This is a genomic window from Paenibacillus sp. J31R30 (assembly GCF_059692115.1).
In genome coordinates this window covers 14,194-27,060 of sequence record NZ_JCAUAV010000009.1, presented here as the reverse complement: position 1 = coordinate 27,060, position 12,867 = coordinate 14,194, and the positions used below count along the sequence as shown (strand labels likewise).

Genomic DNA, 12,867 nt, shown 5'->3' with positions numbered 1-12,867 from the left:
GCTTTGATAGTGACGATTTGCAATTTCCTTTGGCAGAGGAGTAGATGCACAACTTAGTGTATCCAAAATTGTGATATTTATGGTGGACAGAATCTTCCATATAATCATTGTCTCCGTAGCTAATCAGGTTCAAATTGGTTTATAATATAGGGTAGAGAAAAGAGGTTGGGAACTTTGAATCCGAAAATAATAAAAACATTAGAATATCAGAAGATTTTACATAAAGTAGCTCATCATGCGTCGACATCACTTGGCAAAGAAGCGGCAGAGAAGCTCGAGCCCAAAGGGGATTTTGAACTCGTTAAGTTACGCTTGCAAGCCACGGATGAGGCCGTAAATGTAGAGCGCTTAAAAGGAAATGCCCCATTCGGTGGGATCAGAGATATCCGCGCACCACTTCATAGGGCTCGTATTGGCGGGATGTTGAATCCAACTGAATTACTGGATATTTCAACGACGATGTTTGGAACTCGCAGATTAAAGAGATTTGTTCTCGCTGTTCATGAGGAATATGCAATTCCGATGCTGAAGTCGCAAGTGGAATTGTTGACCGAGAACAAACAATTAGAAGATAAAATTAATAGCTGCATTGATGAAAATGCGGTTGTTGTTGATGGAGCAAGTCCTGAACTAGGGCGAGTTCGAAGTGAGCTTCGCACAGGTGAAGGAAGGGTTCGTGAGAGACTGGAACAGATGATCCGTAATTCTTCTGTCCAGAAGATGCTTCAAGATGTGCTCATTACGATTCGGAATGACCGTTTCGTAATCCCAGTGAAATCGGAATACCGTTCCAGCTTTGGCGGAATGATTCATGATCAATCTGCTTCTGGTGCAACACTTTATATAGAACCAGATGCCATCGTGCAATTAAATAATAAAATTCGTGAGCTCAAATTTAAAGAAGAAGCTGAAATTGAGAAAATTTTGCGAGCATTGACTGAGCTTGTTGCGGAACAAGTGGAAGTGCTTGTTTTGGATGTTGATCAGTTGGCAGAGCTTGATTTTACGTTTGCCAAAGCGGGCTTAGCCCGAGAGTTAAAAGCAACTATGCCAAGATTGAATGACCGAGGCTTTATCAAAATTAAAAAAGGAAGACACCCGCTAATTGCTGCCGATACCGTAGTACCTCTTGATTTGGAGCTAGGCAACGACTACTCGCAAATTATTGTAACGGGTCCGAACACTGGTGGTAAGACGGTTTCTCTTAAAACCGTAGGTCTTCTTAGTTTAATGGCGATGTCAGGTTTGTTTGTTCCTGCCGAGGAAGGCACGCAATTGTGTGTATTTGATGCTATCTACGCTGATATTGGCGATGAACAAAGTATTGAACAAAACTTGAGTACTTTTTCTAGTCATATGACGAATATCATTAGCATTTTACGGGATATGACGCCTAAGAGCTTAGTATTGCTTGATGAGTTAGGCGCGGGTACGGATCCTGCAGAAGGATCTGCATTGGCGATCTCGATTTTGGATTACATTCATCAAATTGGTTGCCGCATCATTGCAACAACGCATTATTCCGAGCTGAAGGCGTATGCTTATCAAAAGCAAGGTACGATTAACGCGAGTATGGAGTTCGATATCCAAACGCTTAGCCCAACTTATCGCTTATTAGTCGGTGTACCTGGGCGGAGTAACGCGTTCGCGATTGCGGAGCGGCTTGGATTATCCCGACGTATTATTGAGCATGCTCGCACCCAAGTAGGTGAGGAAGATCAGCGCGTAGAATCCATGATCGCTTCTCTCGAGGAGAATCGTCTGATTGCTGAATCGGAGCGATACGCTGCTGAAGAGCTGCGTAAAGAAGCGGAAGCGATGCGCAAATCGCTGGAGGCTCAACAGCTGAAATTCGACGAGCAGCGCGATAAGCTGCTCGAAAAAGCAGAACGAGACGCACGTGAGGCTGTTCTCAAAGCTCGTCGCGAAGCGGACGAAGTGATTGCCGATTTGCGCCGTATGGCACAAGAGGAAGCCGGTGGGGTTAAGGATCACCGTCTGGTGGAAGCGAAGCGGCGTCTAGATCAAGCGACGCCAGAGCTGCGCAGCAAACAAGTCCGCGCATTGAAGAAGCGCCCTGAGCAGATTGAAGCAGGAGATGAAGTACGCGTCATCTCACTGGGACAAAAGGGGCACGTTGTCGAACTGGTAGGAACAACGGAAGCAAATGTTCAGTTGGGGATTATGAAAATGAAGGTGCAGATATCCAATTTGGAGAAAACAGGCAATGCTCCTCAACCCAAGCAGCCACAGAAAACGGCAACTATAGTAAAGCGCACGCGCGATGATAATGTCAAAATGGAATTGGATATGCGCGGCATGAACATGGAGGAAGCTATGATCGAGGCTGATCGATTCTTGGATGAGTCTTTCTTGAGTAATTTTGGGCAGGTGTATTTAATCCATGGCAAAGGGACAGGTGTGCTGCGGACGGGGATGCAGGACTATTTGCGTCGACATAAGCACGTAAAAAGCTATCGCATGGGCAATTACAATGAAGGCGGAGCTGGGGTTACCGTCGTCGAATTGAAATAAGTTTTAAATTTTTCTATCTTTTTGAAACTCATTCTTTGGTGTTACGTATGGAATAAGTATAAAAGAGTAATAAACCTTAGGAGGAATTTTAGATGGGAATTTTCAAAAGACTTCGTGATATGACTATGGCTTCAATCAATGATTTATTGGATAAGGCAGAAGATCCTGTCAAAATGTTAAATCAATTTTTGCGTGACATGGAAGAAGATATCATGGAAGCAGAAGCTGCAGTAGCGAAGCAAATTGCGATTGAGAAGAAATTCAAATTGCAATTTGAAGAGTCCGAAGAAATGGTAACAAAGCGTACAGAACAAGCGATGAAAGCCCTTGAAGCAGGGAATGAAGATTTAGCCCGCCGCGCACTGGAAGATAAGAAAGAGCACACTGCTCGTTACGATGAATTGAAACGTCAATATGATCTTGCCAAAACAAATGCGGATCAGCTTCGAGCGCAATTGACGGAGATGAAAGACGAATTCACAAAAATGAAGAACAAAAAGGATTTGTTAATTGCTCGTGCTGAAACTGCGAAAGCACAAAAACAAATCAACCAAGCGATGTCTGGCTTTGGTACGGATAACGCTGCGAAAGGCTTCGATCGTATGAGCGAGAAGGTTCTTCAAATGGAAGCTGAAGCGCAAGCAAGCGGTGAAATTCGTGCGAAAAACCGCAGCTTAGACGATGAATTAGATAAGTTAGGCGCAAGCAGCAGCGGTATCGATGATGAGCTTGCAGCAATGAGAGCAAAGCTTGCTGAAAAAAAACAATCCTAATGTTATACTAGTTGTACCTGCGAGAGACTGAGTCATACTCAGTCTCTACTACCATATATAGGGATTAAGGGATCTTTAATCGTAATTAAAGTCTCGACTTGTGTAAAGGAAGGCAGGAGATGATATGAACGAAGAGGTGGATGTCTTGTTAAGTAACCCGTATTTATCAACGCTTGCATTTTTTGCTGTAGCAGTAGTCGCGCTAGTTGTTTTTCTTACCATCTTTGAAATGGTTACGAAGTATGACGATTGGGCTGAAATTAAAAAAGGTAATTTATCGGTCGCCATGGCAACGGGTGGGAAAATTTTTGGGATTTGTAACTTGTTCCGCTTTGCTATTTTAAACAATGACACCATGATTCACTCTCTCGTTTGGGCTGGCTATGGCTTCGTGCTGTTGTTGGTTGCCTACTTTATTTTTGAATTCCTTACGCCTTACTTCAAAATTGATGAGGAAATCAAGAAAGATAACCGCGCCGTAGGCTTCCTGTCCTTAACGCTATCTGTCTCCTTATCCTATGTGGTTGGCGCATGTGTAACTTAGTATCATACATAGTCTTGGAGGCTTAAACAATGAAATACCTGTGGGGAACCTTGTTTGCTATCGCGCTTGTGTTTGTAGCAGCAGGGGTTTATTATGTATGGAAATATGCATGAATGCAATTAGGTGGAGGATTTCGCAATGAGCAGCAATGAAGAAGTTGTGTGTCCGTGGTGCCAGACTGAGATTGTTTGGGATCCCGAGATTGGACCTGAAGACGAGTGTCCGCACTGTTTTAATGAATTGAATGATTACCGCAGTATTGATCTGAAGGTCAAACAAACGGGTCAGAAACTGCGTTTCAATGAACAAGAATATGCTGAATCTGACGAAGATTTATCGATGGCATGGGATGATTCCGATGAGCCGCTTGATAAATATGGTGAGAAAGTCCAGCAGATGACGGATGAACAGGAAGAAGCGCCAGAATGCTCGAATTGTCATGAATTCCTGCTCCTTGCTGGAACGGAAGTGACAAGCGAAGCTTCCTTCACGCCTAGTATTCCTAAGACGTTAGGGAGTGCCTTCTTAACAGGTCCTTTCACGACAGATGTTTATGTGTGTCCATCCTGTTTCCGGGTGGAAAAAGTGCTATCAGATACCGACCGTTTACTGATGGTGGAACGAATTAAATCGGAATAATAACGTTTGAATTGGAACCGAGTCCTGTTGGATTCGGTTTTTTTGCGTGCATTCGCCTCATATTTTCACTCTAAAGGGGAAGCTTAACAAGAGCCAATATTCACTCTAAGGTAGGAGGAGGAGTATGCAAATTAATCAAACGATTAAGAAAAGCAAAGGGAAGCTGGATTCTCAAGCGATCCTTTTGCTTATTGTTCATGCGTTATTCGGCGGAGCGAATGCTTTATCAGGTACATTTGTCGGCGTTTATTTGTGGAAAGCCAAAAATGATTTTACCTTAATCGGCTGGTTTACATTAACGACTCATTTGACCATGGCGATTACCTTCTGGTTAGCAGGCAAGTGGGTGAAAGAGCATAACAAGATGAATTGTTTGCGCATTGGTGTTTCCATTTCAGCGTGTTTCTACATGCTGGTACTCTGGATGGGGACGAGCAGCGTCCACTATTTCGTCTGGCTAGGATTGGTGCAAGGGATCTCCGTAGGCTTGTTCTGGATCGCCTTCAACGTCGTTTACTTTGAAGTGACGGATCCAGACAACCGAGACCGATTCAATGGCTGGGTTGGCCTTCTAGGCGCAGGTGCGGGCATTATTGCTCCATGGATTTCAGGTTTGCTCATTGTCAACCTAGGTGATGGAGCAGGTTATCGACTCATCTTTTCAATTTCACTAGGCATATTTGTGTTAGGCGTTGTAATTAGTTTTTTTCTAAAAAAGAGAAAATTAAGCGGGAATTACGAGTGGCTGCTGCCGCTGCGGATACTTAGACAACCTGAAACGCCTTGGAAGCGAGTAAGTTTGGCCTTACTTTTTCAAGGAGTACGCGAGGGTGTATTTGGTTTTATGATTGGGTTACTGGTATACATATCCACGTCAAGTGAAGCAAGCTTAGGTAACTTTGCTCTCATTACGTCATCCGTTGCGCTGGTTAGCTTCTGGGCAGCAGGTCGATTCATCCGGCCATCTTTCCGCAAAATGAGTATGTTCATTGGGTCAGTTATGGTTGTTCTCGTGATTCTGCCTTTCTTTTGGAAGATCACATACAGTACCTTACTGATGTTTGGGATAGGGTCTGCACTCTTTTTCCCCATGTACTCCATACCTATGATTTCAGTTGTCTTTGACTTAATTGGATCCGATGATGAGAGTGCAAAGCAACGGGAGGAATACATTGTCCTGCGTGAGCTTTCACTGAATGTGGGACGCGTATGCGGCGTGCTGTTATTTATCTGTGTGATCTCATGGAGCAAGGAGCCCCTAGTAATCAATGTACTGCTATTGGTCATCGGAAGTTCTACCTTCTTCTCATGGGTGTTCATTAGAAATCAGCTGCCCGCATCCAAGTCTTGACAGGGACTAGGTTTCCACATGAAAATGTGAGTAGCAGAATTGTGAAATGAGGAGGGGGCACCATTGTCCAAAAAGATGGTTAACAGCATCACAGAGCTAATCGGAGATACCCCCGCAGTGAGGATTAACCGTTTATTGGAACCGGAAGCTGCTGAGTTGTATGTGAAGCTGGAGTACTTCAATCCGAGCGGAAGCGTGAAGGATCGGGCTGCATGGAATCTCATAGATCAGGCTGAGAAGTCAGGACTCCTTCAGCCAGGTGCGACGATTATTGAGCCTACTAGCGGAAATACAGGCATTGGTCTTGCGATGAACGCGGCGGCTAAGGGCTATAAAGCGATTTTGATTATGCCGGATAATATGAGTAAAGAGCGCATAAATATCTTGAAGGCTTACGGTGCCGAAGTTGTGCTAACGCCAGCTGCTTTGCGGATGCCAGGTGCCATTGCTAAGGCTGTGGAGCTGCGGGATCAAATTCCCGGCAGCTTTATTCCACAGCAGTTTGAAAATCCAGCGAATCCGAGTATTCATCGAATAACGACGGCACCGGAAATTTTGCAGCAAATGGAAGGGCGTTTAGATGCATTCGTTGCCACCTCGGGTACGGGCGGTACGATTACAGGGACTGGTGAAGTGCTTCGGGAACATCTGCCGAATATCCAAATATATGTGGTAGAACCCAAGGGATCGCCTGTACTTTCTGGTGGAAGCCCGGGACCTCATAAGCTAGTCGGAACAAGTCCAGGTTTTGTTCCTGCTATTTTGAACACAAGTATCTATGATGAAATTGTACAAGTGTCGGATGAAGATGCGATTCAAACGATGAGGGATCTAGCAAGCAAAGAAGGCATCCTGGTCGGACCTTCTGCTGGCGCCTCCGTGTGGACAGGCATTCAGGTTGCGAGGAAGCTTGGGGCAGGCAAACGAGTGCTTTGTATTGCACCAGATACGGGTGAACGGTATTTAAGTATGGATCTTTTTTAACTAAGTAATGAGATAAGTAAGACAATCGGAAAGCCACGTGGAGCGTCATCCAGTGGCTTTTTAATTTGCCAATGGAAGTGGAATTTTCAAATATATATAAATATTCTGCCTTTCTTCCTCGATCAGTAATTGAATTAGGACAGTGATTCATTGTAAGATGAATGGATGAACGAAACATATTTCAGAAAGGTAGGTTTAACCATGGATACTTTGAAGCTTAAAATTCTCGATTTACTAAAGGAAGACGCCCGCAGGAGCGCGGATCTGATCGCCACCATGTTAGGAACGGCGGAGGCCGAAGTTGCGCGAGCGATAAGCGAGATGGAAGCGGATAAGGTCATCGTCAAATACGCGACAGTCGTGAACTGGAGCAAAGTAGATGACGAAAAGGTTACCGCCCTAATTGAAGTGCAAATTACGCCGGAGCGCGGGCGCGGGTTTGATGCGATTGCGGAACGGATCTACTTATATCCGGAAGTCAAATCGGTTTATCTGATGTCAGGAGCGTACGATTTACTTGTCGAGATTGAAGGAAGTTCATTGAAACAGGTTGCTTCATTCGTATCCAACAAGTTGTCGCCGATTGATCGAGTTCTTTCCACGAAAACAAATTTCATTTTGAAAAAATACAAACAAGACGGCATTATTTTCGAAGATCAGGAAGATGATCATCGGATGCTTGTTTCGCCGTAAGGAAGAGGTAGCGTATGATCAAGGATGAGACTATTCAAACAAGTAAAAAATCCATGCAGGACTACCTCGCTCCTGCTGTACGTGAAATGAAGCCTTCAGGCATTCGTAAATTTTTTGATCTTGTAAGCAATAGCAAAGAGGATATTATCTCCCTGGGTGTTGGTGAACCGGATTTCTCCACACCATGGCACGTTCGCGAAGCTGCTGTTCATTCCTTGGAGCGCGGCAGAACCAAATATACGCCAAACTCTGGTATCCCTGAGCTCCGCGAAGCCATTGCGAACTATTTGTATACATCGTTTAAGGTCAAATATGAGCCATCGAATGAAGTGCTCGTGACGGTTGGCGGCAGTGAGGCTATCGATTTGGCGCTGCGCTCACTGATTACACCGGGGGACGAAATTCTGATTCCGGAGCCTTGTTATATTTCCTACTCGCCAATCACAGCCATTAGTGGCGGTGTGCCAGTTGGTATCGAAACGTTCGCCAAGGATCAATTCAAGCTAACGGAAAAGGCACTTCGTGATGCGATTACGCCACGTTCCAAAATTTTGATTCTTTGCTACCCAAGCAATCCAACAGGCGGCATAATGACTTATGAGGACTGGCTGCCGATTGCCAAAGTTGTCGAAGAGCACGATCTGATCGTCATTTCCGATGAGATTTATGCAGAGTTAACGTACGGTCAGAAGCATGTGAGTTTCGCCGCGGTTCCAGGGATGCAGGATCGGACGATTCTCGTTAGCGGATTCTCCAAGGCTTTTGCCATGACAGGCTGGCGGATGGGGTATGCTTGCGGTCACCGAGAGCTAATCTCGGCGATGACCAAGATTCACCAGTATACGGTCATGTGCGCGCCAGTCATGGGCCAAGTAGCTGCACATGAAGCGTTGACGAATGGATTGGAAGAGAAAGATCGCATGATCGAATCTTACAATCAACGGAGACGATTGGTTGTTAGAGGCTTCCGTGAGGTAGGACTTGAATGCCATGAACCACAGGGCGCATTCTACGCGTTCCCAAGTATTGTGGCTACAGGATTAACCTCCGATGAGTTTGCACAGCGTCTCTTATACGAGTCAAAAGTTGCTGCTGTGCCTGGGGATGTATTTGGATTAGGCGGGGAAGGTTTCCTGCGTTGCTCATATGCTTACAGCGTTTCCCAACTTAACGAAGCACTAGAAAGAATTGGTAATTTTTTAAGGAAATTATAACTTTTGCAATATATTTTTGTAACAAATTCATATATTCATAGGCGATTAAAACTGGTATTCTTATAGTGAGGAGGGATGAGCGTGGCTTTTATGGAATATCAGCTTACTAACTTTCAGAAGCAATTTCAAATTCGTGAGCAAGAGTTCGGACAGCGTTGGCTGACCAGACATGCCAAGAAGCAAAATTCCCTAACTTTACTAGAAGAAGAGATCAACACATTGCGCCGTAAAATGGAACAGATGGTCATGGAAGGCAGAGAAATGACATCTGATGAAGTTGTTGAATTAAGCACGATGCTGGATCAAAAAATAAATGAATATATGACATCTGGAAAGAAAAGTCGGTGAAAACCGACTTTTCTGGCGACTATCGATAAGAGAGAGTACACGACGGAGGGAAATACTTACATGAAGGCGAAATGGCTATTCGTTGTATTGTTAGGCATGATGCTGGCGCTTACTGCATGTGGTGGACCGAAAGCAGATGTTTCCGTATTTATTATGGGACCTAATGGTTTTCCAAGTGAAGCGGCAGAGAAGATGGAAGTTTCCTTGAAAGCTAAGGTAGGCGAATTGCCTACTGTGAAGCTGAATACATCCCCTATTTTTTCAATGGAAAAAATGATTGTCGAGCTGGCTGCTGGTGGGAATGGGATCTTCATCTTGGGAGAAGAACAGTTCAAAGGCTTGAGTAACCAAGCGGGATTCGTTTCATTAGACAACACGATTAATCCGGCAGATTACCCTGATGGGGTTATCGAAATCAAAGAAGAAGGCAAGTCCGCAGAGAAGCATCTATATGGTATTCCGCTTACAGGGAATAAATGGATGAAAGAGCAAGGCTATGAAGGCAAAGGTTTGTACGCGTTCATTCCTCAGAATGCTCCGAAAATGGACGAGGCTTTGAAAGTCATCAAAATCATTGCGCAAAAGTAAGAGAACGTCTATAATCGACAAATAGCTTGATCGTATAATTTGCAATCATAGGTACGAATAAGCTTCCGAATGGAAGGTTATTCGTTTAGGGGAAGCCGGTTCAAATCCGGCACGGTCCCGCCACTGTAATCCAGTCTTGCGAAAGTCTGGAGAGTCAGGATACCTGCCTATGATGCCGTTACAACATCCTTCGAGGAAAAGGATCGCGTTAAATCAGGAAGCAGCGTACGTAGGTCCGTTGCCCAATACCGCGATTTATCGTCCCCTTGTTCCTAGTGAACAAGGGGACTTTTTTCAATTGGCATGGAAACGAAAACGAAAATGAATGAAGAAGAAAGAGGGTTTATTTGATGACACAAAGCAGGATCAAGAAAGGTCTTATTCTCACATTAGCGGTTGCAACAGCGATTTCTTTAGCAGCATGTGCCAAAAAGGAAACAGAAATCTCGGATCCATCGAAACTTGGCGGTGAGGGGACGAAGGCACCAACCACGACTACATCTTCAGCGCCTGCCGCAGCGAAGAAAACGACATACCCATTGAAAGTGAAGGATGCAACAGGTAAAGAATTTACTTTCGACAAAGCCCCAGAACGTATAGCATCGGTCTCCCCGTCAGAGACAGAAGCACTATTTGCAATTGGACTAGAAGCGAATATTGTGGGCGTATCTGACTTCGATGATTATCCAGAAGCGGCTAAATCGAAGCCGAAGCTAGGCAGCATCACCAAACCCAATATGGAGGCCGTTATTGCTTCCAATGCCAATCTTGTGTTCACTGGTGTTTCCATGAGTGCAGAATCCGTAGAGAAGCTTCGTGCATTGAACATTAATGTGTTTAAAGTTGAGCCCAAAACGTTAGATGATGCCATTAATAACATTCAAACCTTCGGACTCATTACGGATCATCAGGAGCAAGCGGAAAAGGTTGTCACTAAAATGAAAGCAGATCGTCAGAAGGTCGTCGATGCTGTGAAAGACGTGAAGCAGCCCAATAAGAAAAAAGTATATATGGAATTTGCACCAGGCTGGACTGTGGGAAGCGGAGAATTCATGGATGAATTGATCAATATCGCAGGTGGCATCAACGTTGCTAACGATAAAGCAGGTTGGTACGAAATCAGCGAAGAAAAGATCATTCAACAGAATCCAAATGTCATTTTATTCGCAAATGGGATTGTGGACTTCAAGAGCAAGAAGCCGTTAGAAGAAATCATTCGTACGCGCGGTGGGTGGGATGCCATTGATGCCGTGAAAAATAAACGTGTGATAGGGCTCGACCAAAACTTGGTAAGCCGCCCAGGTCCGAGATTGACGGATGGTTTATTGGAAATGGCGAAAGGCATCTATCCTGAACTGGTGAAATAATGAAAAGAAAATTGATGCTAGGAGGAGGAGTAGGCGTTATACTCCTTCTTCTTTCTATTGTTGTGAGTTTATCCATAGGTTCAGCTCAGCTTCCTATTTCGCATATTGTGGGGATACTGGCAAAGCATCTGCCTTGGATAGGAAGTCACATCGAGGTGAACTGGCCGCAGTCATCCGAACAAATTATGAATAAAGTACGAATCCCGCGTGTGCTGCTGGGTATTCTTGTTGGGGCCGTGCTCTCCATAGCTGGCGCTGGATTCCAAGGGGTTCTGCGCAATCCGCTCGCCGATCCTTACTCGCTTGGTGTCTCATCAGGGGCATCGGTAGGTGCTGCATTTCTTATCTATTTTGGGCTGCAATTGGCCTGGTTCGGACAATGGTCGATCCCGATTGTAGCTTTCGTGACGGGGTTAACTTCCTTGTTCTTGGTCTTGAAGCTGGCCATGATTGAAGGGAAACTGAAGATGGAAACGCTGATTTTATCCGGCGTCGTGATGCAAGCATTCCTAGGCGCGTTCGTATCGTTCTTGGTATCCATTTCGAATCAAACGATTAATGAGATTATTTTTTGGCTGATGGGCAGTCTAGCGATGCGAGGATGGTCATATACGTATATGATTTCACCATATCTCTTGATCGGCCTAGTCATTCTTCTAAGCTATGCGAGATCGTTAAATCTGCTTGCATTGGGCGAGCGCCAAGCTGCTCATCTTGGCGTTCATGTGGAGCGTACGAAGTTAATTGTGTTGATCGCTTCTACGTTGATTACTGCAGCTGCTGTATCTGTGGCAGGGGTTATCGGCTTCGTTGGACTGATCGTACCGCACTTAGTGCGTCTGCTGGTTGGTCCAGATTATCGATTGATTATTCCCTTATCCGCGATTGGCGGGGGGATTTATGTATTATGGGCAGACACCCTAGCTCGCACGCTGCTTAGTCCTACGGAAATTCCGTTAGGGGTTATCACGGCGTTTCTAGGTGCACCGTTTTTTGCTTACCTGCTCCATAAAGATAAGAAAACGTTAAGAGGTTGATAACGATGATTAAAGTGGAGCAGCTCTTTCAGAGTTTTCAGGAACAACAAGTCTTGGATCAGATAAGTTTTGAGGTTCAGCAGGGGGAGTTCTTCGGGATTATTGGTCCCAATGGCAGCGGTAAATCTACTTTGCTGCGACTTTTATCAGGCATGGATCCTGTTTTGAAGGGCAGTGTGCTTTTAAAGGGTCAGAAGGTATCTTCGTATTCGCGAAAGGAGCTGGCCAAATGGCTCGCAGTTCTTCAGCAGGATGCTTTGCCCCCCGTTGGATTTACGGTTCGTGAAGTCATTGAGATGGGGCGATATCCGTTCCAAAGTTGGCTTGGCGAGGATTCGAAGGAAGCAGATGGACTGATAGATGCGATTATTACAAAGCTTGAACTAGAAGCGCTCGTAGATCGAACAATTGAGCGTTTAAGCGGAGGAGAGCGTCAGCGTGTTGCACTAGCTAAAGTGATGGCGCAGCAGCCGAGCTTGCTTATGTTGGATGAGCCAACCACCTTTCTAGATATCGGCTATCAAATTCAAATGATGGATTATATTCGAAATTGGCAGCAGGAGTCGGCGCTTACGGTCGTAGCTGTGCTGCATGACTTGAATTTGGCGGCGCAATACTGCACGCGATTGATGATCGTACATGAGGGGCGGGTAACCGCCATTGGAACGCCAGAAGAAATCATAACGAGTGAACGAATTGCAGAAGTGTACGGGACAGAGCCGATTGTATTGAAGCACCCCGTAAGTGAAGTGCCGCAGATTATCTTACAGCCTGGGAAATAATTGAATACCGGA

13 protein-coding genes and 1 riboswitch are annotated in these 12,867 nt (G+C 45.1%); all 13 genes read left to right on the top strand.

Annotated elements, in window-relative coordinates; genetic code table 11:
• Positions 1 to 174: 174 nt before the first annotated feature.
• The 13 genes from AC58QO_RS24365 to AC58QO_RS24305 all read left to right on the top strand — a co-directional run bounded on the left by AC58QO_RS24365 (position 175) and on the right by AC58QO_RS24305 (position 12,855).
• Positions 175 to 2,535, top strand: a complete 2,361-nt coding sequence (locus tag AC58QO_RS24365) for an endonuclease MutS2 (RefSeq protein WP_497270084.1) — start codon at positions 175 to 177, stop codon at positions 2,533 to 2,535.
• A 92-nt stretch (positions 2,536 to 2,627) separates the two neighbouring features.
• Positions 2,628 to 3,308: a PspA/IM30 family protein gene (locus AC58QO_RS24360; RefSeq protein ID WP_497270083.1), complete on the top strand. Its 681-nt coding sequence runs from the start codon at positions 2,628 to 2,630 to the stop codon at positions 3,306 to 3,308.
• 124 nt (positions 3,309 to 3,432) lie between these two features.
• Positions 3,433 to 3,852 (top strand): DUF350 domain-containing protein, encoded by a 420-nt coding sequence (locus AC58QO_RS24355; protein ID WP_497270081.1) that lies wholly within the window; start codon positions 3,433 to 3,435, stop codon positions 3,850 to 3,852.
• 138 nt (positions 3,853 to 3,990) lie between these two features.
• Positions 3,991 to 4,491, top strand: a complete 501-nt coding sequence (locus AC58QO_RS24350; RefSeq protein ID WP_497270079.1) for a hypothetical protein — start codon at positions 3,991 to 3,993, stop codon at positions 4,489 to 4,491.
• A gap of 124 nt (positions 4,492 to 4,615) precedes the next feature.
• Entirely contained in the window at positions 4,616 to 5,842 is a 1,227-nt protein-coding gene (locus AC58QO_RS24345) for an MFS transporter (RefSeq protein WP_497270077.1), read from the top strand.
• Between the two features lie 63 nt (positions 5,843 to 5,905).
• Positions 5,906 to 6,826, top strand: coding sequence for a cysteine synthase A (cysK, locus tag AC58QO_RS24340; protein ID WP_497270075.1), 921 nt, complete (start codon positions 5,906 to 5,908; stop codon positions 6,824 to 6,826).
• 201 nt (positions 6,827 to 7,027) lie between these two features.
• Complete coding sequence (locus AC58QO_RS24335; protein ID WP_056609404.1) at positions 7,028 to 7,519, top strand: Lrp/AsnC family transcriptional regulator; 492 nt, start codon at positions 7,028 to 7,030, stop codon at positions 7,517 to 7,519.
• A 14-nt stretch (positions 7,520 to 7,533) separates the two neighbouring features.
• On the top strand, positions 7,534 to 8,733 hold the full coding sequence (locus AC58QO_RS24330; RefSeq protein WP_497270073.1) for an aminotransferase class I/II-fold pyridoxal phosphate-dependent enzyme: 1,200 nt from the start codon (positions 7,534 to 7,536) through the stop codon (positions 8,731 to 8,733).
• A 90-nt stretch (positions 8,734 to 8,823) separates the two neighbouring features.
• The gene (locus tag AC58QO_RS24325; RefSeq protein ID WP_497270399.1) at positions 8,824 to 9,081 is read left to right on the top strand and encodes an aspartyl-phosphate phosphatase Spo0E family protein; all 258 of its coding nucleotides are present in this window, start codon (positions 8,824 to 8,826) and stop codon (positions 9,079 to 9,081) included.
• 60 nt (positions 9,082 to 9,141) lie between these two features.
• Positions 9,142 to 9,669 (top strand): hypothetical protein, encoded by a 528-nt coding sequence (locus tag AC58QO_RS24320; RefSeq protein WP_497270071.1) that lies wholly within the window; start codon positions 9,142 to 9,144, stop codon positions 9,667 to 9,669.
• 32 nt (positions 9,670 to 9,701) lie between these two features.
• A riboswitch (cobalamin riboswitch) is annotated at positions 9,702 to 9,854 on the top strand.
• A gap of 165 nt (positions 9,855 to 10,019) precedes the next feature.
• Positions 10,020 to 11,036 carry an ABC transporter substrate-binding protein gene (locus AC58QO_RS24315; RefSeq protein WP_497270069.1) on the top strand — a complete coding sequence of 339 codons (1,017 nt, stop codon included), beginning with the start codon at positions 10,020 to 10,022 and terminating at the stop codon, positions 11,034 to 11,036.
• Positions 11,036 to 12,073 (top strand): FecCD family ABC transporter permease, encoded by a 1,038-nt coding sequence (locus tag AC58QO_RS24310; RefSeq protein ID WP_497270067.1) that lies wholly within the window; start codon positions 11,036 to 11,038, stop codon positions 12,071 to 12,073. Before AC58QO_RS24315 ends, AC58QO_RS24310 begins: the two co-directional genes overlap by 1 nt.
• A gap of 5 nt (positions 12,074 to 12,078) precedes the next feature.
• Complete coding sequence (locus AC58QO_RS24305) at positions 12,079 to 12,855, top strand: heme ABC transporter ATP-binding protein (RefSeq protein ID WP_497270065.1); 777 nt, start codon at positions 12,079 to 12,081, stop codon at positions 12,853 to 12,855.
• Positions 12,856 to 12,867: the final 12 nt, after the last annotated feature.